Source organism: Ramlibacter sp. PS3R-8, from assembly GCF_037572435.1.
Lineage (GTDB): Bacteria > Pseudomonadota > Gammaproteobacteria > Burkholderiales > Burkholderiaceae_C > Ramlibacter.
Map to the genome: position 1 here is coordinate 1,112,845 of NZ_JBBHGT010000001.1, position 19,524 is coordinate 1,132,368.

The 19,524-nt window shown below is 68.1% G+C and carries 19 protein-coding genes; 4 read left to right on the forward strand and 15 right to left on the reverse strand.

Annotation, left to right across the window (positions count from 1 at the left end; genetic code table 11):
* Position 1: 1 nt before the first annotated feature.
* From WG902_RS05230 to WG902_RS05245, 4 genes are all read right to left on the reverse strand, one after another.
* A complete protein-coding gene (locus tag WG902_RS05230; RefSeq protein WP_340058878.1) occupies positions 2–514 on the reverse strand; it encodes a pilin in 513 nt (170 codons plus the stop codon).
* Positions 515–642: 128 nt separating this feature from the next.
* Entirely contained in the window at positions 643–2,040 is a 1,398-nt protein-coding gene (locus tag WG902_RS05235; protein WP_340058879.1) for an aminopeptidase P N-terminal domain-containing protein, read from the reverse strand.
* 19 nt (positions 2,041–2,059) lie between these two features.
* Complete coding sequence (gene murU, locus WG902_RS05240; RefSeq protein WP_340058880.1) at positions 2,060–2,761, reverse strand: N-acetylmuramate alpha-1-phosphate uridylyltransferase MurU; 702 nt, start codon at positions 2,759–2,761, stop codon at positions 2,060–2,062.
* Between the two features lie 9 nt (positions 2,762–2,770).
* Entirely contained in the window at positions 2,771–3,148 is a 378-nt protein-coding gene (locus WG902_RS05245) for an S-adenosylmethionine decarboxylase family protein (protein WP_340058881.1), read from the reverse strand.
* 100 nt (positions 3,149–3,248) lie between these two features.
* On the opposite strand from WG902_RS05245, the gene tkt reads away from it, so the two are divergent.
* From tkt to WG902_RS05265, 4 genes are read left to right on the forward strand one after another with little or no spacing between them, the layout of a single operon-like run.
* Entirely contained in the window at positions 3,249–5,282 is a 2,034-nt protein-coding gene (tkt, locus tag WG902_RS05250; protein ID WP_340058882.1) for a transketolase, read from the forward strand.
* A 32-nt stretch (positions 5,283–5,314) separates the two neighbouring features.
* On the forward strand, positions 5,315–6,313 hold the full coding sequence (gene gap / locus WG902_RS05255) for a type I glyceraldehyde-3-phosphate dehydrogenase (protein ID WP_340058883.1): 999 nt from the start codon (positions 5,315–5,317) through the stop codon (positions 6,311–6,313).
* Complete coding sequence (locus WG902_RS05260; protein ID WP_340058884.1) at positions 6,314–7,330, forward strand: hypothetical protein; 1,017 nt, start codon at positions 6,314–6,316, stop codon at positions 7,328–7,330. It begins immediately after the preceding gene.
* Between the two features lie 9 nt (positions 7,331–7,339).
* Positions 7,340–8,179 (forward strand): hypothetical protein, encoded by an 840-nt coding sequence (locus tag WG902_RS05265; protein WP_340058885.1) that lies wholly within the window; start codon positions 7,340–7,342, stop codon positions 8,177–8,179.
* On the opposite strand, the gene WG902_RS05270 is transcribed toward WG902_RS05265, so the two are convergent.
* From WG902_RS05270 to WG902_RS05320, 11 genes are all read right to left on the reverse strand, one after another.
* Entirely contained in the window at positions 8,157–9,209 is a 1,053-nt protein-coding gene (locus WG902_RS05270) for a pirin family protein (protein ID WP_340058887.1), read from the reverse strand. The genes WG902_RS05265 and WG902_RS05270 overlap by 23 nt on opposite strands.
* 177 nt (positions 9,210–9,386) lie before the next feature.
* A complete protein-coding gene (locus WG902_RS05275) occupies positions 9,387–9,863 on the reverse strand; it encodes an FKBP-type peptidyl-prolyl cis-trans isomerase (protein WP_340058888.1) in 477 nt (158 codons plus the stop codon).
* Entirely contained in the window at positions 9,860–11,098 is a 1,239-nt protein-coding gene (locus tag WG902_RS05280; protein WP_340058889.1) for an MFS transporter, read from the reverse strand. Before WG902_RS05280 ends, WG902_RS05275 begins: the two co-directional genes overlap by 4 nt.
* 172 nt (positions 11,099–11,270) lie before the next feature.
* Positions 11,271–12,038 (reverse strand): fumarylacetoacetate hydrolase family protein, encoded by a 768-nt coding sequence (locus tag WG902_RS05285; RefSeq protein ID WP_340058890.1) that lies wholly within the window; start codon positions 12,036–12,038, stop codon positions 11,271–11,273.
* 31 nt (positions 12,039–12,069) lie between these two features.
* Positions 12,070–13,137, reverse strand: a complete 1,068-nt coding sequence (locus tag WG902_RS05290; RefSeq protein ID WP_340058891.1) for a hypothetical protein — start codon at positions 13,135–13,137, stop codon at positions 12,070–12,072.
* Positions 13,138–13,280: 143 nt separating this feature from the next.
* Complete coding sequence (locus WG902_RS05295; protein WP_340058892.1) at positions 13,281–14,684, reverse strand: amidase; 1,404 nt, start codon at positions 14,682–14,684, stop codon at positions 13,281–13,283.
* Between the two features lies 1 nt (position 14,685).
* Positions 14,686–15,978: a TRAP transporter large permease gene (locus WG902_RS05300; protein WP_340058893.1), complete on the reverse strand. Its 1,293-nt coding sequence runs from the start codon at positions 15,976–15,978 to the stop codon at positions 14,686–14,688.
* Positions 15,975–16,556 (reverse strand): TRAP transporter small permease subunit, encoded by a 582-nt coding sequence (locus WG902_RS05305; protein WP_340058894.1) that lies wholly within the window; start codon positions 16,554–16,556, stop codon positions 15,975–15,977. The genes WG902_RS05300 and WG902_RS05305 overlap by 4 nt, the downstream gene beginning before the upstream one ends.
* 65 nt (positions 16,557–16,621) lie before the next feature.
* Positions 16,622–17,671 (reverse strand): TRAP transporter substrate-binding protein, encoded by a 1,050-nt coding sequence (locus WG902_RS05310; RefSeq protein WP_340058895.1) that lies wholly within the window; start codon positions 17,669–17,671, stop codon positions 16,622–16,624.
* Positions 17,672–17,709: 38 nt separating this feature from the next.
* Positions 17,710–18,990 (reverse strand): TRAP transporter large permease, encoded by a 1,281-nt coding sequence (locus WG902_RS05315; RefSeq protein WP_340058896.1) that lies wholly within the window; start codon positions 18,988–18,990, stop codon positions 17,710–17,712.
* The gene (locus tag WG902_RS05320) at positions 18,987–19,517 is read right to left on the reverse strand and encodes a TRAP transporter small permease (protein WP_340058897.1); all 531 of its coding nucleotides are present in this window, start codon (positions 19,515–19,517) and stop codon (positions 18,987–18,989) included. The genes WG902_RS05315 and WG902_RS05320 overlap by 4 nt, the downstream gene beginning before the upstream one ends.
* Between the last annotated feature and the right edge of the window lie 7 nt (positions 19,518–19,524).

The following is a 19,524-nucleotide window of genomic DNA, read 5'->3' on the forward strand; positions in this document are numbered from 1 at the left end:
CTCACTCGAAGTCGCTGCCCGCGGCGATGGCCGTGGTGTCGGTCCGGCAGTTGGACGGCAGCGCGTTGAGCACCGGCTGCCAGTCGGAGCCGCAGGCCCATTGACGCACGGGTTGCCCGAGATGCACGTTGGTCGACATCGGCGTCCCCCCGCCGAGCACCGGCACCAGGTAGACGTACCGGCCGTTCACCAGGCCATCGAGGTTGTCGATGGCAACGCGGATCGCGCCATCGGCGGAGGTCTGGATCGGTCCGGCGTACCTGGAGCTCGGGGTGGCCGACTCGCACCCCCAGCGGCCCGGCTCGGGCGCATTGTCCCGGGACAGGTAGCCCTCCGTCACGGTGTTCTTGCACGTGCCGACCGCCATCACCAGCTCGGAGATCTTGGCGCGGCGCGAGTAGTCCCGCATCTGCGCCAGCGCGATCGAGCCCAGCACGGCGACGATCGCGACGCTGATGATCAGTTCGATGATCGTGAAGCCGGCCTGCTGGTGTTTACTTTTGAGGGGTCTCATCGCGGTACTCCGATGGGATACACGGGCAAGTGCCGTGCCATGGGGTTCCACGTGACAAAGCACACGTTTTGGAAATGAAGTGTGACACTTCTTGGCCGAAACGTTCCCTTTTTGTCGGAAATCGCGCGTCAGGCGCGCATCAGGGCCTCGATTTCCTCGGCGCGCACCGGCACCCCGCGCGAGATCAGTTCGCAGCCCTGCGCGGTGACGATGGCGTCGTCCTCGATGCGGATGCCGATGTTGTGGAAGGCCGGCGGCACGCCCTCGCCCGGGCGCACGTAGATGCCGGGCTCGATGGTCAGCACCATGCCGGGCTGCAGGACGCGGCTGGGGCGGTTCTTGATGATCTCGCCGGACAGCGGGTCCTTGCGCTCGCTCACCTGGCCCACCTCGCCCGGCTCCACGTAGCTGCCGCAGTCGTGCACGTCCATCCCCAGCCAGTGGCCGGTGCGGTGCATGTAGAAGGGGAAGTACGCGCGCTTCTCGATCACGTCCTCCAGCGAGCCGACCTTGTCGCGGGCCAGCAGGCCGACATCGAGCATGCCTTGCGCCAGCACCTTGACCGCGGCCTCGTGCGGGTCGGTGAAGCGCGCGCCCGGCCTGGTGGCGGCCACCGCGGCCTCCTGCGAGGCCAGCACGATGTCGTACAGCGCGCGCTGCGGACCCGTGAACTTGCCGTCGGCCGGGAAGGTGCGGGTGATGTCGCTGGCGTAGCCATCGAGCTCGCAGCCGGCGTCGATCAGCACCAGCTCGCCGGCGCGCACCGGCGCGACGTCGGCGCGGTAGTGCAGCACGCAGGCGTTGGAGCCGGCCGCCACGATGGAGTTGTAGGCAGGGGACTGCGAGCCGCCCATGCGGAACTCGTGCATCAGTTCGGCGTCGAGGTGGAACTCGCGCACGTCGCGGCCGTCGCGCAGCATGCGGGCGCAGGCCTGCATGGTGCGCACATGGGCGCGGGCGCTGATGGCCGCGGCGCGGCGCATCACATCCTGCTCATGGGCGTCCTTGAACAGCCGCATCTCGTCCAGCAGCGCGCACAGGTCGCTTTGCTGCTCCGGGCACAAGGCGCCGTAACGGACGCGGGCCCGGACCTGGGTCAACCACCCCGCGACCCGCTGCTCCAGGCCTTCGTGGATGGAGAACGGGAACCAGACGGTGGCGCGGTTCTCCAGCAGCTTGGGCATCTGCTGGTCCAGGTCGGTCACCGGGAAGGCTGCGTCCAAGGCCAGCGCGCCGACCGCGGCTTCGGGGCCGAGGCGGTAACCGTCCCAGATCTCCCGCTCCAGGTCCTTGGGCTGGCAGAACAGGGTGCTCTTGCCGTCGCCCGTGAGCACCAGGCAGGCGTTCGGCTCGGTGAAGCCGGTCAGGTAATAGAAGTAGCTGTCGTGGCGGTACAGGAAATCAGAATCGCGGTTGCGCGGGCGCTCCGGCGCTGTCGGCACGATGGCGATGCCGGTTCCGCCGAGCTTGGCCGCCAGGCGGGCGCGCCGCTGGGCGTACACGGAAGTGGGCACGGTGGTGTTCATGCCTGCATTCTCCGCGTCTTTACGGCGCAGCGTCCAGCGCGGCCAGCCGTTCCGGCGTGCCGACATCGGTCCAGGGCCCGGCGTACAACTCCGCGCTGACCTGGCCGCGGTCCATGGCCTTGCGCAGCAGCGGCGCCAGGGCAATTTTCAGTCCTTCCGGATTTCCGGACGGCAGGCTGTCGAAGAAGGTACGGCGAAAGAGGGCGGTGGTGGAATAGGTATGCCGCCTGGCGTCCGTGTTCAGGGCGAGTCCGTCGGCTGAGAGCCCGAAATCGCCCTTGGGGTTGTGAACCGGGTTGGGCACCAGGAACAGGTGCGCAAGTTTTCCGCTGGCGGCAAACCGGTCGTACGCGGCGCGCGTGAACAGGAACTGCGGCATGTAGACATCGCCGGCAACGATCCAGAACACCTCGTCCAGCAACGGCAGCGCCCGCAGGATCCCGCCGGCGGTTTCCAGCGCCCCGCCGAAGTCCTTGCCTTCGTGCGAGTAGGCGATGCGCACGCCTGCGGGCGTCTCGTGGCCGAAATGCGATTCGATCTGCTCGCCCAGCCACGCCGTGTTGATCACCACGTCACGAAAGCCGCCGCGGCCGAAGGCGTCCAGGTGGTAGCCCATCAGCGGCCTGCCCTTGAGCGGCAGCAGGGGCTTGGGGCAGGTGTCGGTCAGCGGCCGCATGCGCTCGCCGCGGCCGGCCGCCAGGATCATGGCCTGTCGCATCATGAAGTCACTTCATTCCTCTTCGCCGCGATCGAGCGACCGCTGCTCGGTCCATTCCGGCTGGAACCGGTTGACCAGCGCGAACATCAGCCCGCGGGCCTTGGCCGAGTGGTCGCCGCCGAAGTTGCTCACGAACACGTCCGCCGTGACGCCACGCTCGTCGGGCCAGGTATGCAGGCAGATGTGCGATTCGGCCAGCAGCACGGTTGCCGTCACACCCCCGGGGCCCTTGGCGGTTGCGGGCACGGCGTGGAACAGGTGGCCCACCGGTTCCAGGCCCACGGCCGTGACGGCGGCCATGCACCACTCCCCCAGCTTCTGCGCGTCGGTCAGCCACAGGGCCTCGCAGCGGCAGCGGTACAGGTCGGCAGTGAGGTGCAAGCCTTTCATGGTCCGAATGTATGCCATGGCTGCCGGGCGAAGCCGTGCAGGGGCGGCCCGCTAAAATGCGGGGTTCCCCTGATCCTTCCTTCCCCCGGAGCTGCCCCTGATGGCCAACGATTCCCTGATGGCGAACGCGATTCGCGCGCTCGCCATGGACGCCGTGCAACAAGCGAACTCGGGCCATCCCGGCGCCCCCATGGGCATGGCGGACATCGCGGTGGCCCTCTGGCACCGGCACCTGCGCCACAACCCCAAGAACCCGCACTGGGCCGACCGCGATCGCTTCGTCCTGTCGAACGGCCATGCGTCGATGCTGGTGTACGCGCTGCTGCACCTGACCGGCTACGACCTGCCGCTCGGCGAGCTCAAGGGCTTTCGCCAGCTGCACAGCAAGACCCCCGGCCACCCCGAAGTGGACGTGACGCCGGGTGTGGAAACCACCACCGGCCCGCTGGGCCAGGGCCTCACCAACGCCGTCGGCATGGCGCTGGCGGAAAAGCTGCTCGCCGCGGAGTTCAACCGCGAAGGCCACACGGTCGTCGACCACCGCACGTACGTCTTCCTGGGCGACGGCTGCCTGATGGAAGGCGTGAGCCACGAGGCCTGCGCCCTGGCCGGCGCCTGGAAGCTGAACAAGCTGGTCGCGGTCTACGACGACAACGGCATCTCCATCGATGGCCAGGTCACGCCCTGGTTCATCGACGACACGGCGGCCCGCTTCAAGGCCTATGGCTGGAACGTGATCGGCCCGGTCGACGGCCACGACATCGAGGCGGTGAGCCGCGCGATCGCGGACGCCAAGCGCAGCGCCGAAAAGCCCACGATCGTCATCGCCAGGACGCATATCGGCAAGGGCTCGCCCAATCGCGCCAACACCGCCAAGGCCCACGGCGAGCCGCTGGGCGCGGACGAGATCAAGCTGACCCGCACGGCGCTGGGCTGGCAGCACCAGCCTTTCGAACTGCCCAAGGGCGTGTACGAGGAATGGGATGCGCGCGCCAAGGGCGACGCCATCGAGGCCGACTGGGACCGGCGTTTCGACGCTTATCGAATCGCGCATCCGGAACTCGCCGCGGAGTTCGTGCGCCGCATGAAGGGCGAGCTGCCCAAGAACTTCCACCAGGTCGCCGTGGACGCGACGATCGCCGCCCATACCAAGGCGGAGACCGTGGCTTCGCGCAAGGCGTCGCAGATCGCGCTGGAAGCATTCACCGCCGCGATGCCGGAGCTGCTGGGCGGCTCGGCGGACCTGACCGGGTCCAACCTCACGAACACCAAGTCGACGCCGCCGCTGCGCTTCGACCAGTCCGGCGACGTCGTGGTGACCGAAGGGAAAGTCGGACGCCATATCAACTACGGCGTGCGCGAATTCGGCATGGCCGCCATCATGAATGGCGTGGCCCTGCACGGCGGGTACATCCCTTACGGCGGCACCTTCCTCACCTTCAGCGACTACAGCCGCAACGCCATCCGCATGGCCGCCCTGATGAAGCGCCGCGTCATCCACGTGTTCACGCATGACTCCATCGGCCTGGGCGAAGACGGCCCGACGCACCAGTCGATCGAGCACGCGGCCAGCCTGCGGCTGATCCCCCGGCTGGATGTCTGGCGCCCCGGCGACACCGCGGAAACCGCGGTGGCCTGGGCGGTGGCGCTGCAGAACGCCGACCGGCCGACCGCGCTGCTGCTGTCGCGGCAGAACCTGCCCTATGCGCCCAAGACGGACCTGGGCGACATCAGCCGCGGCGCCTACGTGCTGGCCGAGCCCAGCGAAGTGGGTGCCGAGGAGCCGCTGGCCGTGCTGATCGCGACCGGTTCGGAAGTGCAGCTCGCGCTGAAGGCGCAGGAAGAACTGGCGCGCCAGGGCATCTCGGTGCGCGTGGTCTCGATGCCGAGCACGACCACCTTCGACCGACAGGACCGCGAGTACAAGGAGAGCGTTCTCCCCGCTGGCTTGCCGCGCATCGCGGTCGAGGCGGGCGTGACGGATTTCTGGTGGAAGTACGGCTGCGCAGCTGTCGTGGGCATCGACAGCTTCGGCGAGTCGGCGCCGGCCAACGCGCTGTTCCAGCACTTCGGCTTCACGGCCGACAATGTGGCGGACACGGTGCGCGCCGTGCTGCTCAAGCAGGACGAATAGGTTTTCGGCTTTTCTTATTCAGGAGTGATCGAATGAGCATCAAGGTTGGCATCAATGGCTTCGGCCGCATCGGCCGCAACGTGCTGCGCTCTGCGGTGCAGAACTTCCCCGACATCGAGATCGTCGGCATCAACGACCTGCTGGAGCCGGACTACCTGGCGTACATGCTGCAGTACGACTCGGTCCATGGCCGCTTCGAGGGCAAGCTCGCGGTCGACGGCAACACGCTCATCGTCAACGGCAAGAAGATCCGCCTGACGCAGGAGAAGGATCCGGCCGCTCTGAAGTGGGGCGAGATCGGCGCCGACGTGGTGATCGAGTCCACCGGCATCTTCCTCGACAAGGCCGGCGCCACCAAGCACCTGCAGGCCGGCGCGAAGAAGGTGATCCTGTCGGCGCCGTCCAAGGACGACACGCCGATGTTCGTCTTCGGCGTCAACCACACCAAGTACAAGGGCGAGCAGATCATCTCCAACGCCTCGTGCACCACCAACTGCCTGGCCCCGCTGGCCAAGGTGATGCACGACAAGTGGGGCATCAAGCGCGGCCTGATGACCACCGTGCACGCCGCCACCGCCACGCAGAAGACCGTGGACGGCCCGTCCAACAAGGACTGGCGCGGCGGCCGCGGCATCCTGGAGAACATCATTCCCTCCTCCACCGGCGCGGCCAAGGCGGTGGGCGTGGTGATCCCCGAGTTGAACAAGAAGCTCACCGGCATGTCGTTCCGCGTGCCCACCTCCGACGTGTCGGTGGTCGACCTGGTGGTGGAACTGGAAAAGCCGGCCACCTACGCCGAGATCTGCGCGGAGATGAAGGCGCAGAGCGAAGGCGCGCTCAAGGGCATCCTCGGCTACACGGAAGACAAGGTGGTGGCCACCGACTTCCGCGGCGACACGCGCACCTCCATCTTCGACGCCGACGCCGGCATCGCGCTGGACGGCACTTTCGTCAAGCTGGTGAGCTGGTACGACAACGAATGGGGCTACTCGAACAAGTGCCTCGAGATGGTTCGCGTCGTCGCGAAGTAAATGGCTTCCGGCCAGGAGCCCGCGCGCGAGCGCGACCGGCTGATGGTGCAACTGCACCCCTGGCCCGGCGAGCGACTCGCCCGGGAGACCCTGCGGCCGTCCCCCGCGGCCGATACGGTCGCCTACGGCTATCTCGGAGACCTGCAGTTGCGGCTGGTGTTCGACGAACCCGGGGTGTCCAGGACATCGGCCGTCCGACCCGACGACCTGGCCCGCCTCGAACTCACGCCGCAAAAGGCGGTGGCCTACGCAAGCTCCAACAGCAAGCGCGCCAGCGGGGCGCCGCAGGTCACCCCGCTGGACGGCGGCATCCACACGCTGCGCGGCCAGCACGCCGACTACAACGCCACGTTCATGCTGGACCGCACGTTCTGGCGCCAGCAACTCGAGAAGTTTCCGCAGGGCCTGCTGGCCGCCGTGCCGCGCAAGGGCGTGCTGATGTTCGCTCCTGCCGGCGACGCCGCCGTGGAGGCGCAGCTCCAGAAGATCGCCACCCGCACGCTCGCCTCGGCCGGCGCCGCCACCTTGTCGGCTTGTATCTACCGCTTCGACGCCACCGGCTGGCAGCCGTATGCGGACTTGCCGCGGCCCCAGCCCCAGGTCGCCCCGGTCGTCACCGCCGCAGCGCGGAAGGTGGACGACGACGACGATGATGACGAGGCGGACGCCGAGGAGCAGGTCGACGCCGGCGTGGACCTGGACAAGGTCGCCAACGGCCAGCGCATGCTGGTCCTGAGCATCCTGGGCTCGCTGCTGGTCAACGGCGTGGCGCGCAGCGGCGTGCTGTCCACCCTGCCGATCTTCGCGATGTACGTGGTGCTGGGCCTGTACAGCCTGGTGGGCGTGGTGAGACTGAGCTCCGGCCTGGGCAAGCCGACCCCATCGACCATCCTGTACATGGTGCTGACCTTCGTTCCGCTGGTCAGCCTGGGCGCGTGGATCTGGCTGAGTGTGCAGGCCACCCGCCAGCTGCGTGCGGCCGGCTGGCGCGTCGGCCTGCTGGGCGCGCGGCCCTGAGGATCAGCCATGTGGTGGTTCTCGCTCTTCCCCTGGCTCGTGGCGCCCTGCGCCGCGCTGGCCGGCGTTGCCGTCTGGCTGCTCACCGGCGACCGCAAGCCGAGCGACGGCGAGCTGCTGCGGGACTTCCTGGTGGCGCTGGCGATGCTGCTGATGGTGAGCTTGGCCATCACCCGCACCGAGTTCATCCGCAGCCGCTTCGACGAGGGCTACCAGGGGCGCGTGGCGTGGCTGAAGATGCCAGTGCACGTCGCGCTGCGCCAGCATCGGCCGGACGAGTGGAAGCAGATGCACGGGGTGGCTGTGCAGGCGTTCGACGCGCTGGTGCCGCCGGCGACGGTGCTGACACAGACGCGCAAGCAGTACCCGGCGCTGGCGCGCAAGATGATCGCGACGGCCCAGACCGGCGCCGTGATGGCGTACGCGCAGGCCTTGGTGCCGGCGCTCGACGAGCTGCGCGTGTCCGATCCGCCGAAGTGCGTGCGCCTGGCGTGGCCGCAAGTGCCCGCCGACGCCTTCGACGCGAGCCTGCGCCTGAGCGGGCCGGTGAACCTGGCCTATGAGCAGGCGATCGCGCGGCTGGTGGCGGAGAACACGGCCAGTGCGGTCAAGGGCGCGTGGAAGACCGAGCCCACCGCATCCTTGCAGGAGGTGCAGGCCAGCCTGGACGAAGTGCGCAAGGCCACCGCCGAAAAGCACGGCGACGCGGCCAACCAGGTGCACACCATCGGCGTGGCCGACATGGACCCCGTGGCTGCCTGCGCCGCCACCAGCGAGCTGATCGCCCGCACGCTCAAGCTGGAGCCGCGCGTCGCCCGCGCGGTGCTCACGCAGTTGCTGAAGGGCTGAGCGCCTCGGGCGCTTCAGTCTTGCCGCCCGGATGCCGGGCAAAGCGCTTCGGCTCGGTGCCGTGCACGGGCGCGCTGTCGCCGAACGGCCAGCCGCCGAACTGCGTGCGGCGGTAGTCCTGCATGGCCTGCTGGATTTCCTGCTGCGTGTTCATCACGAACGGCCCGTACTGCGCCACCGGCTCGGCGATGGGCCGGCCCTGCAGCACCAGGAATTCGCAGATCGTGTCGCCGGCGGCGATGGCCACTTCGACATCAGCCTGCAACTTGATCGCCACCGGGCCTTGCACGGCCTGGCCGCCGACGCTGGCCCCCTTGCCCTTGAAGAAGTAGAGCGTGCGCTGCGTTCCGGCCAACACCGCGGGCGGCAGCTGGAAGCCGGCGCCGGCTTCCATGCGCAGCGTCCAGATCGCAACGTCGGCCTCGGCCTGTGCGGCCCAGGAGTCGGGCGGCGGCGCCAGCGCGGAGAGGTCGCCGAAGTTGCCGGCGATCACCGCCACTTCGGTCTTGCGGACTTGCGCGTCCGCGACGACGCGGCGCGGGATCTGCTCGTTCCACAGCATCGTGAAGTGCGGCTCGGCCATCTTGTTGCGCCTGGGCAGGTTCAGCCAGATCTGGAACAGCTCCAGCGGGTTGTCCTCGTCGGCCTTGAGCAGCGGGAACATCTCGGAGTGCACGATGCCCTTGCCCGCCGTGACCCATTGCACGTCGCCGCCGCCGAAGCGGGCGGTGGCGCCGAGCGAGTCGCTGTGGTCGATGAGGCCCTTGCGGACGATGGTCACCGTCTCGAAGCCGCGGTGCGGGTGCGCCGGAAAGCCGGGCACGCTGTCCCCGTGGTACATGCTCCAGCCGTCCTTGCGGCTGAAGTCCTGCCCGATGTCCCGCCCCGCCAGCGAAGCCGCCGGCCCCATCGCCCCGTTCCCGCGCGGGTAGGCGTCGTCGTGGTACGCACAAAACAGGAACGGATCGGCAGTCACCCACGGAAAGCCGAGGGGCTGGACGGAGAGGACGGGGGAGGTGGGGGTTGGCATCGTTCCTCCTAAGTGGGGGCACGCGGCGGTTGTTTCAATGCGGACAACCGGACGCAGAAGTCGCAGAAGTTGCGCAGAAGTCGCGGAAAGGACATCCAGAACAATGTCTTTGGTTTCTTTTGCGTCTTCTGCATAGTTTCTGTGACTTCTGCGTCCGGTATCCGTATTCAGACCGGTTCAGTGATGGTGCCCATGCTCGCCATGGACATGGCCATGCTGGATCTCCTCGCCGCTGGCCATGCGCACGCCGGTCACTTTCAGCTGGAACTTGAGCGCCTTGCCCGCGAGCGGATGATTGCCGTCCAGGTGCACCTCATGCCCCTTGATCTTCATGACGTGGAAGACATGCGGCTGGCCGTCGTCGGTGCGGCCTTCGAGCTGGCCGCCGACCTTCACGCCGGGCGGGAACTCGCTCTTGGGGATCACGCGCAGCAGCGACTCGTCGCGCACGCCGAAAGCGTCCGCGGGCGCCAGCTGCAAGGTCACTTCGTAGCCGGCCTCCTTGCCGTCGAGCGCCTCCTCGATCTTCGGCAGCGTGTTGTTGTAGCCGCCGTGCAGGTAGACCATGGGTTCGCGGCTTTCCTCGATCAGCTTGCCGCCGGGCTCGGCCACCTTGTAGCGCAGGGTGACCACGGTGTCTTTGGAAATTTTCATGGCGTCGATTGTGCCGCCTCGGCGACAACCCCGTGGGGGCCGGGGAGGAAGCGGAACAGCAGCGTTCCCAGCAACAGGAAGAAGGCGATCGTCCCGAACACGGCCATGTAGGTTTCGATCCCCAGCACGGTGGCCGCCGACGCCGCGAGCCCCGTGAGCCACTGCATCAGCGCGACGCCGAGGAACATCGCCATGGTGAACACGGCCATGGCCCGCCCGGTCATGTGCGTGGGATAGCTGGCGCGCACGTCCGCGTACTGCATCACCATGTAGCCGGAGATGATGCCGATCGCCAGCGACAACCCGACCTCCACGGCGGCTGGAACCGGCAGCGCCATCAGCGCGAAGATGACCGCGCAGGCGATGGTGAAGCCGAGGATCCAGCGGCGCCGCGTGCGATCGCCAGGGTCCAGCCGGCCGAACAACGGCGGCCCCACCATGCCAAGCACCGACACGGCGATCGCGACGTTGCCGGTCTGCACCAGCGAGAAACCGTAGCGGTCGATCAGCGCGGGGCCCAACCACAACCCGCGCAGCGACAGGAACGACGCATAGGTGAACACCGCCAGTCCGATGATGCCCAGCGTGTGCGGCAGCCGGAACAGTTCGCCGTAGCCGCGCAGTGCGCCCATCACGCTGGGGCGGCCGCCGGGCATGGCTGGAAGCTCTTCCCGCACCAGCAGCAGGATCGCCAGCCAGGCCAGCCCTGCACAGGCGGCCAGCGCGACGTAGCCGGAGCGCCAGCCCCAGGCTTCGATCACCCAGGCCAGCGGGGTGCCGGTGAGCAGCAGTCCGACCGAGCCGATGCCGAGCGCCGCACCGTTGACCGATGCATAGCGGCTGGCCGGGAAGCTGCGGGCGATGAACACGGTGCACACCAGGAAGGCGGGCGCGCAGCCGATGCCCGTGAGCGCCTGGCCGAGCAGCAGGACGCCATAGCTGTCCGCACTGGCCGTGACCAGCGCGCCGACGATGGCCAAGGGGAAGACCGCCAGCACGGTGCGGCGCACGCCGTACATGTCGATGCCCATGCCCATGAACAGTTGCAGCGCGCCGAACGCGAAGTGGAAGGCGCCCGCGAACAGGCCGAGCTGTTGCGGCGTCAGGCCGAAGGTCTGCTGCAGCGGCGTCGCCATGATGGCGGCGGCGGTGCGAAAGGCCTGGCTCAGGGCAAAGCCGGAGATCAGGACCAGCAGCATGGTCCAGGCGGCGCGGGAGGTGGAGGAAGCGGTCACGACCGCGATTGTCGGGCCGCGGAGCGATGGCTGCGTGAATGCGGGTACCGGACGCAGAAGACGCAGAAACTACGCAGAAGACGCAAAAAAAACCAAAGAATTTCTGGATGTTCTTCTGCGTCTTCTGCGCAACTTCCGCGCCTTCTGCGTCCGGCTGTCCGCATTCAAACGGTCAAAGCTGCACTTCCGCCTCGCCGACGCCCTCGAACACCACCTTCACCTTGTCGCCTTGCTGCGCCCGGAGCATCCCGCACCACGTTCCCGTGGTGACGATGGTGCCGCGCGGCACGCTGGCGCCCTGGCGGGTCACGTGCCGCAGCCAGATCGGCAGCCCCCACGCCGGGTCTCCCAGCGAGAGCGAACCGCGAAAGGACGCAGGCGCGCCCTGCCCGATCTGCACCACGCAGGTCTGCCGGCTCCAGTCACGCGCCGCGAAGGGCCGCCATTCGCCCAGTACCAGTGCGCCGTGCGACTGCTGGTCGGCCAGCTTCAGCAGCGCCGACGTCTCCGGAAACTGCTGCCACCGCGAATCGACGATTTCGATGGAGACCGTCATCCCGTCCACGAGCGTCGCCGCATCTTCGTGCGACAGCTTCGCCGCATCGTCGGGAGAGACGTCCCGCGCCAGCCGCAGCGCCACTTCAGCCTCGATGAGCCGGTGATGGAAGGGGCAGCCGCGGGCGTCGGCCGGGCTGGAGAAGACGTTGCGCGGCGGCAGCCCGGCGTGCGTGAGCGCGGCGCTCCGCGAGGGCCCGCCGGACTTCCAGTGCAGCGGCACGCCGGTGGAGAACCAGTCGGCCGAGCGACCCACCTGCTCCTGCACGGCATAGGCGTCCTCGGGGGACTGCAACAGCGTTTCCAGCCCCGCCGCATCGGCCGCCTGGTGGTCGCGCCGGGCCTGCAACAGCACCGCCGCCACGGCTTGCACCGAATTCGTCATGGATCCACCTTCCGTAAGGAAAAGGCCGATGCTACTTCTTCGCAGCGAGCTCGCGGTTGGCGTGCAGCCGGGTGTCCACCAGGTCGACGCCGCGGTCGATGACCGGGTGGCGCAAGCCGAGCTGGCGCGCCACCAGCTGCACCAGCTTGTCGGCCCGCTCGATGTTGGTCGCGCCGTTCTGCAACGCCCGTGCGGCGGAAGCCGGCCGCGTGAGGCTTTGCGCGGCCGCGGCGTACTTCTCGAACGGAACGAGGTCCTCCGGGTGGGCGCCCAGGCGCAGGCAGACGTCGTAGACGAAGTCGTACACCGACTTCGATTCGGCGATGTCGGTGTGCACCGCCTCTTGCGCAGTGCGCATGCCGTTGGCCGTGATGCAGCGGTAGTTGCCGGCCAGCAGCATCGACCACTTGGCCAGCGGCACGAAGATCGAATCCGAGACGCGCAGCTTCACCGGCAGCTCGATCGGGCCCTCCGGCGCGGCGAAGCGCACGGCGTCGACGTCCCGCTCCAGCGAGCGCAGCAGGTCCGTGTACTTCGCGTTGTTGAAGCGCGCCACCTTGAAGTTGGTCGGCAGCGTGACCTGAAGCACGTTGACTTTTTCTTCGGGCGGGCGGATCGCCTGCGGGTCGGGGCTGCACAGCGTCAGCAGCGCCGGGTCGAAGTCGTCCCACACGCTCGCATCCGTATACGCCGCCTTCAGTGCATTCGCGTCCAGCCCGGGGATGCGGCGCAGGTAAGGCAGCGGGGGCATGTTCATGATGGACATGCAGGGCACGCGCGACTTCGCGACGGCCGCCAGCAGCTCGCGCACACCCGGCGAGCGGTACTGCGGCTCCTGCATGGCCAGGCCGACCAGGTCGTAGTCCGCCGGGCTGACGTCGCCGGTGCCGCCCGCGGACACCTTGCCCGGCAGCTTGCGCGAGTCGATCTCCACCGGCTGGGCGCGGCCACGGACCGGCATGCGCACGCGGAAGCCCTCCGCGTTGATGAGGTCGGCCTCGGCCGGCAGGCACACGAGCTTGACCTCGTGGCCGGCGAACAGCAGCTTGGATGCGAGCAGGGAACCGTAAGAGGCGCCCAGGATGAGGATCTTGGCCATGTCTGATGTCTCCTTCGTTGCGCGGTCCGGGAATGCGACCGTCGGGCCGTGAGGCCGGGCGCCAGACTACGCCTCGATCGTTGGCATGCCAAGTCGAAACGCTTTTGCCTGAAACAGGTGGACTCGCTGCGGCGCAGCAAGCCCTACAGGACCGGCCAACGGTGCGACCAGGGCTGCGCGGCTTCGTACGCCGCGCCCAGGTCCAGCAACGTGTCGTCGCAGCCGTACGGCCCGACCAGTTGCATGCCGATCGGCAGGCCCTCCCGCGATGGCGCGCACGGCAGCGCCAGGCCCGGCAAGCCGGCGGCGTTCACCCAGCCGGTGTAGACGGCGTGGCCGCGCGGGCCGACCTCCTGCCCATCGATCTGCGTCGGATGGGAGTCCTCCGCTTTCCACGGCAGGGCCGCCGCCGAGGGCAGGACGATCACGTCGATGTCGCGGAAGAGGTTGACGGTGTCGCGGCGCAGGCGCTTCACTTCCTCCAGGATCTGCCAGAGGCGGGCGCCGGGCAAGGCGCGGCCCTTCCCGGCCATGTCCAGGTACTTGGGCGAGGCTTGCGCGGCCCAGTCCGGATGGCGGTCGAACATCTGCGCCAGGCCGATCTGCCCGATCTGCGGCCAGGCTTCGGCGAAGAAGTCCAGGTCCAGTGGCAGGCTGCCGGAGTCGACGCGGTGTCCGAGCGCCGCGAGTTGCCGCACCGCGCCCGCCACGCTGGCGGCGATTTGCGGATCGAGCGGGGCCTGGCCGAAACGCTCGACGTAGAGGATGCGCAGCGGGCCCCGCTCGCGGGCATCGCGGGCCGCGAAGGCTGCCGCGAGCGAACTGCGGTCTGCCGCCGCCGGACCCCGCATCACCTCGAACAGCATGCGCGCATCCGCCACCGTGCGGGCCACCGGCCCGATGACTTCGAAATCCAGCAACAGGCTCGGCAGCACGTGCTCGCGCGGGACAGCCGACAGCGAGGGCTTCAGCCCCACCAGCCCGGTGTGCGAGACCGGCCGGCGGATCGAGCCGCCGCCGTCCTGTCCGATCGCCAGCGGCGCGATGCCGGCGGCGACCGCCGCCACGCCGCCGCCCGTGGAGCCGCCCGGCGTGAGCGCCAGGTTCCATGGATTGCGCGTGACGCCGAAGATCGGGTTGGCGGTGTAGCCCTCCAGCGCGAACTCCGGAACGTTGGTCTTGCCGATGATCAGCGCCCCGGCGGCGCGCGCGCGGCCCACCGACAGCTCGTCCTGGCCGGTCGCATGCGTGCGCAGCGCGGGACAGCCCCACGTCGTGGGCTGGTCCTCGGTGTAGAGGCTGTCCTTCACGGACAGCGGAATGCCGTCGAGCGGTGACAGCGGTGCGCCGCGCGCATGCCGCTGCGCCGAGGCTTGCGCCTCGCGCAGGAAGGCGTCGTCGCGCCGCGCCACTACCGCGTTGATGCGCGGGTTGACCGCCTCCAGGCGCGCCAGGCACGCCTGCGCCACCGCCAGCGGGCTCAGGCCTTCACGATAGTCGCGTTGCAGCTCCGTAGCGGACAGCCGCCAGAGGTCCCGTGCCGCCATCTCACATGTGTCCCGGCAGCCACGTCACCAGTTGCGGTACCGCCATCAACAGCAGCGTGAACAGGATCATGATCGCCGCATAGGGCAGCGCGCCCCAGATGGCGTCTTCGATCCCGCCTTTGTCGGGCCGGATGCCGTGCACCACGAACAGGTTCATCCCCACCGGCGGCGTGATCAGCCCCAGCTCGCACATCAGCACGATGAAGATGCCGAACCAGATCGGGTCCACGCCGACCGCCACCGCGATGGGGTAGGTGATCGGGATGGTGGCGACCTGCATCGACAGGACGTCCATGAACATGCCGAGGACCAGGTAGAAGACGATCAGCACCAGGATCAGGCCGGTTGCCGAGAGGCCGAGGCTGGTCACCCACTTGGTCATCTGTTCCGCAACGCCGGTCAGGCTGATCGCGAGGTTCAGGATGAATGCGGCCGTCATGATCAGCAGGATCATTCCGCTGACGCGTGCCGTGGAAATGAAGCAGTTGCGAAGCAGCTCGCGGCTCATCTTTCCGGAATGCCAGACGAAACCCATGGCCGCCATCACGCCGAGCGCTGCGCTCTCGGTGGTGGTGGCGATGCCGAAGTACAGGCTGCCCATGACGATGCCGAACACCACCAGCGGCGGGACCAGGTGCACCAGGCTGCGCAGCTTGTCGGCCCACGGCACCTTCGCTTCGCGCATCACGTTGCCGCTGGCGATGCTGGAGATCGCGATGTACAGCATGAAGCAGCCGGTGAGCAGCAGGCCGGGGATGATGCCCGCGATGAACAGCTGGCCGATGGAGTTGTTGGTGAGCGATCCGTACACGATCATGTTGACGCTCGGCGGGATCAGGATGCCGAGCGTGCCGCCGGCGGCCAGGCTGCCGAGCGAGGCGCGCATGGGGTAACCGCGGCGCTGCAGCGAAGGCAGGGCCACGGTGCCCACGGTCGCCGCGGTGGCCACGGAGGACCCCGATGTGGCGGCGAACAGCGCGCAGCTGCCGATGTTGGTATGCAACAGGCCGCCGGGCAGCCGGCCCAGCCAGGCGGACAGCGCGATGTACATGCGGTCCGCGATGCCGGAGCGCAGCAGCAGCTCGCCGAGCAGCACGAACAGCGGGATGCAGGTGAGCAGGTTCTCGTTGTGCACGCCCCAGACCACGGGTGCGATCGAGTCCATGAACGGTGCGCCGTAGGCGGCGATGCCGCCGATGATCGCGACCAGCGCCATCGACACGGCGATCGGCATGCCGATCAGCATCATGCCCAGCATCGCGGCAAAGGCCACCCCGAAAAAAGGCAGCGTCATGGCTTGGCTCCTTCGACCGCCTGGCGCTGCGCCAGGTCGTCCAGTTCTTCTTTCAGTTCTTCCTTCGCGCTCTTCGGATGGAAGTCGTGGTTCAGCGTATCGATCCGGCGTCGCGCAAGGAGGCCGGTGGCCCGCAGCGCGTAGCCCGTGGCCACCAGCGCGAAGATCACCAGGCCCGCATACCAGACGGACTGCGGCCAGATCAGCGGCGTCGCCCAGGGCGTCTGCGCCGTGCTGCCGTAGGCCTGGGTGTCGGTGATCACCTTGGTGGCGACCCAGGCGACGAAGATGCCGAACGCCGCCAGGCTGACGATCGAGAACCAGTTCAGGAAGGCTTGCCAGGCACGCGGCAGCATCTCGTGGAAGACATCCACCCGGATGTGGTTGCGCCCCATCAGCGCAAGGCTGAAGGCGATGGTGGATCCCACCGCCAGCGCATAGCCGCCCAGCTCGTCGGCCCCTTGCAGCGAGACGTTGAACACCTTGCGGGTGATCGTCTCCACCGTCACCACGACGGCGAGCGCAAGGAAGATGGTGCCGAACACCCAGGCGAGGACGTTCTCGATGTGTGTCTTCACGCTGGTCTCCGGTGAGGGGGCGGCCGACTTTGGCGCGTCCTCCTCCAGTATGGACGCGCCAGGATTCACTTCAGCCCCAGCACCGGTGCGACCTGCGCGCTCCAGCCCTTCGAGCAGCCGGGGTTGGACTTGTCGCAGACTTCGGCCCACGTGGGCAGCGACACCTTGCTCACGGCGCTGCGGATCAACTCGTTGTCGGCGGGCTGCAGCGGCACGTTCACCAGCTTGAACTTCTTGCCGGTGGTGCACGGGTCCTTGCCCGTGTTGCAATTCAGGGCGTCCTGGAACAGTTCTTCCGAATAGACCCAGATTTCCTCGGTCAGCTTGTCGAAGGCAGCCTGCAGCTTGACCTGCTGGTCGGGCTTGAGCTGGTTCCACGCCTTGAGCGTCATCGCGTAGCCGTTCAGCGCCATCTGGAAGCCCAGGGGCAACTGGTGCGTCGTGACTTCCGGCCAGCCGGCAGAGTTGGCCGAGCTCGGGCCGGTGATGGCGCAGTCGACGACGCCGAGCGACAGCGACTGGTGGGTATCGGCGAAAGAGACGGGTACCGGCGTGCCGCCGACCATTTCGATGAACTTGGCCAGGTTCTGGTCGTACACGCGGACCTTCATGCCCTTGATGTCGCCAAGCTTGGTGATGGGCTTCTTGCAGAACAGGATCTGCGGGCCGAACGGCCAGACGCCCAGCAGCTTGACGTTGAACTGCTTTTGCAGGCGCTCGTCCACCGTCTTGAAGTAAGCCTTGGACACCTTGCGGCCCGTGGCGTAGTCGGGGCTGGCGCCCACCAGGTCCAGTCCCAGCAGCGTCGGCTCGTCGCGCGAGTTCTGCGACACGCGCAGCGACACGATGTCGAACAGGCCGGCCTTCATCACGCGCAGCTGCTCGGTGTCCTTCAGCCCCAAGGTGTCGATCGGCTTGTAGTCCACGTCGATGGGCAGGCCGGTGCGCTCCGCGAAATGCTCGAAGAACGGCTGCTCCTTGTTCTTCTGGATCAGGCCGGTGGCCAGTGGCTGGCCGATCGCCTTGAACTTGATGCGGTCCTGGGCGGCGGCCGGCAACACCAGCAGGGCGGCCAGGGCCGCGGCGGCGAGCAGTTTCAGGGAAGGAAGCGACATGTGGGACTCCTCGGGTGGAACGAAAGGGGGGGATGCGATCAGTAGCCCAGCGCCCGCGGCAGCGCGAGGACCAGGGGCGGGAAAAGCATGCAGGCGACCAGTACCCCGTACATCAGCGCGATGAAGGGCCAGACGTTGGCCACCAGCTCGCGCATGCGCACGCCGGTGATGCCGCAGACGACGAACAGCACCACGCCAACCGGCGGCGTGAGCATGCCGATGACGAGGTTGAGGACGAACAGGAAGCCGAAGTGCAGCGGGTCGATGCCGTACTGGATGGCGATGGGGTGCAGCAGCGGCACCAGCATGATGTAGGCCGCGTTGGACTCGAGGAACATGCCGACGATGAGCAGCAGCACCGCCACCAGCGCCAAGTAGACCAGCGGGTTGTCCGTCAGCGCCTTGAGCAGCACCGTCAGCGTTTGCGGCAGCAGGTCCACCGTCATCAGGTAGGTGATGACGGAGGCGAAGGCGATCAGGGCGCCCACCATGGCCGAGGTGATCGCGGCGCGGACGACGATGCCGGGCAGGTCGGCCACCTTCAGGGTGCGGGTGACGAAGAAGCCCAGCGCCGTGGCATACACCACCGCGATCGCGGAACCCTCGGTGGCGGTGAACGCCCCCCCGACGATGCCGCCGATCACCAGCACCGGCATCGCCAGCACGATGGCCGAGCGCCGCAGTTCGGTGAACACCACGCGCAGGCGGAATGGGGCACCGGTCACCGCCCAGCCGCGCCGCGTGGCTATCCACGAGCACAGCGCGATGAAGCCGATGGTGATGATGATGCCGGGCACCACGCCCGCCATGAACATGCCGCCCACCGACACCGAGGAGCCCGCCATGAAAGCGTAGACGATCATCGCGCCGCTGGGCGGGATGATCGGCCCGAGGTTGGCCGCCGCGGCCACGATGGCGGTGGCGAAGCCCTTGTCGTACACCTTGGACAGCGAGGGCACCAGCGTGGCGGACAGGGCGCTGGCGTCGGACACGGCAGCGCCGGAAACGGTGGCCAGTCCCGCGCCTGCGAGCATGGTTACGTGCGCAAGGCCGCCGCGCACCCGGCCGACCATGGTGTTCGCCAGGGCGATCAGCCGCTCGACGATGCCCGCCTTGATCATCAGCTCGCCGGCGAGCATGAAGAAGGGGATCGACATCAGCGGGAACGAGTTGACCGCATGCATCATGCGTTGCGGCACCATGGACAAGTCGACGCCGGTGGCCAGCAGCGCTATCAGGGCGGCCACGCCCATGGCGAATGCGATCGGCAGGCCCAGCAGCGCCAGGCCCATGAAACCGGCGATGACGGCCCCGCTCATTCCGCACCCCCGATGTGCTTGGCCGGCGGACCCGCGATCACGATGTGCAGGAGGTGAAAGGCACTGAACAGCGCGCCAACGGCCACCGGCACGATGAACCACCCGACGCTGATGTCGACGGTGGACATGAGCTCGTCCCATTGCTCGCGGCAGGTGCGCACGGCGGCCCAGCAGATGGCGAGCATCATCGCCGCCCCCGCCGCAGCGCCGGCGCGCCGCAGCGCGGACTGTCCGGCCGGCGGCAGCTTGTCCACCACCAGGTCGATGCCGATGTGGGCGCCGTCGCGCACGCCCAGCGGGATCGCCAGGAAGATGGACCACACGAAAGCCAATCGCGCGATTTCGTCGGCCCAGTCGATCGACTCGTTCAGGCCGTAGCGCAGCGCGACCTGGGAGGCGACGACGTTGACCATCACCGCAACGGAGGCCACCAGGACGACTGTCAGCAGCCTGTCGGCCGCGTAGAGCAGGCGCAGCGGCCAAGCCGGCGCGGCGTGCGCGGCCGGCAGGGGAAGAGCCTGTTCCATGGCCTGT

Excerpts from the sequence above, each read along its gene's own strand:
- WG902_RS05290 (WP_340058891.1), bottom strand. The coding sequence starts at position 13,137 with ATGGCCAAGATCCTCATCCTGGGCGCCTCTTACGGTTCCCTGCTCGCA.
- tkt (WP_340058882.1), top strand. The coding sequence starts at position 3,249 with ATGGCCAACGATTCCCTGATGGCGAACGCGATTCGCGCGCTCGCCATG.
- WG902_RS05310 (WP_340058895.1), bottom strand. The coding sequence starts at position 17,671 with ATGTCGCTTCCTTCCCTGAAACTGCTCGCCGCCGCGGCCCTGGCCGCC.
- murU (WP_340058880.1), bottom strand. The coding sequence starts at position 2,761 with ATGATGCGACAGGCCATGATCCTGGCGGCCGGCCGCGGCGAGCGCATG.
- WG902_RS05315 (WP_340058896.1), bottom strand. The coding sequence starts at position 18,990 with ATGAGCGGGGCCGTCATCGCCGGTTTCATGGGCCTGGCGCTGCTGGGC.
- WG902_RS05260 (WP_340058884.1), top strand. The coding sequence starts at position 6,314 with ATGGCTTCCGGCCAGGAGCCCGCGCGCGAGCGCGACCGGCTGATGGTG.
- WG902_RS05230 (WP_340058878.1), bottom strand. The coding sequence starts at position 514 with ATGAGACCCCTCAAAAGTAAACACCAGCAGGCCGGCTTCACGATCATC.
- WG902_RS05300 (WP_340058893.1), bottom strand. The coding sequence starts at position 15,978 with ATGACGCTGCCTTTTTTCGGGGTGGCCTTTGCCGCGATGCTGGGCATG.
- gap (WP_340058883.1), top strand. The coding sequence starts at position 5,315 with ATGAGCATCAAGGTTGGCATCAATGGCTTCGGCCGCATCGGCCGCAAC.
- WG902_RS05295 (WP_340058892.1), bottom strand. The coding sequence starts at position 14,684 with ATGGCGGCACGGGACCTCTGGCGGCTGTCCGCTACGGAGCTGCAACGC.
- WG902_RS05270 (WP_340058887.1), bottom strand. The coding sequence starts at position 9,209 with ATGCCAACCCCCACCTCCCCCGTCCTCTCCGTCCAGCCCCTCGGCTTT.
- WG902_RS05285 (WP_340058890.1), bottom strand. The coding sequence starts at position 12,038 with ATGACGAATTCGGTGCAAGCCGTGGCGGCGGTGCTGTTGCAGGCCCGG.
- WG902_RS05320 (WP_340058897.1), bottom strand. The coding sequence starts at position 19,517 with ATGGAACAGGCTCTTCCCCTGCCGGCCGCGCACGCCGCGCCGGCTTGG.
- WG902_RS05235 (WP_340058879.1), bottom strand. The coding sequence starts at position 2,040 with ATGAACACCACCGTGCCCACTTCCGTGTACGCCCAGCGGCGCGCCCGC.
- WG902_RS05275 (WP_340058888.1), bottom strand. The coding sequence starts at position 9,863 with ATGAAAATTTCCAAAGACACCGTGGTCACCCTGCGCTACAAGGTGGCC.
- WG902_RS05245 (WP_340058881.1), bottom strand. The coding sequence starts at position 3,148 with ATGAAAGGCTTGCACCTCACTGCCGACCTGTACCGCTGCCGCTGCGAG.
- WG902_RS05265 (WP_340058885.1), top strand. The coding sequence starts at position 7,340 with ATGTGGTGGTTCTCGCTCTTCCCCTGGCTCGTGGCGCCCTGCGCCGCG.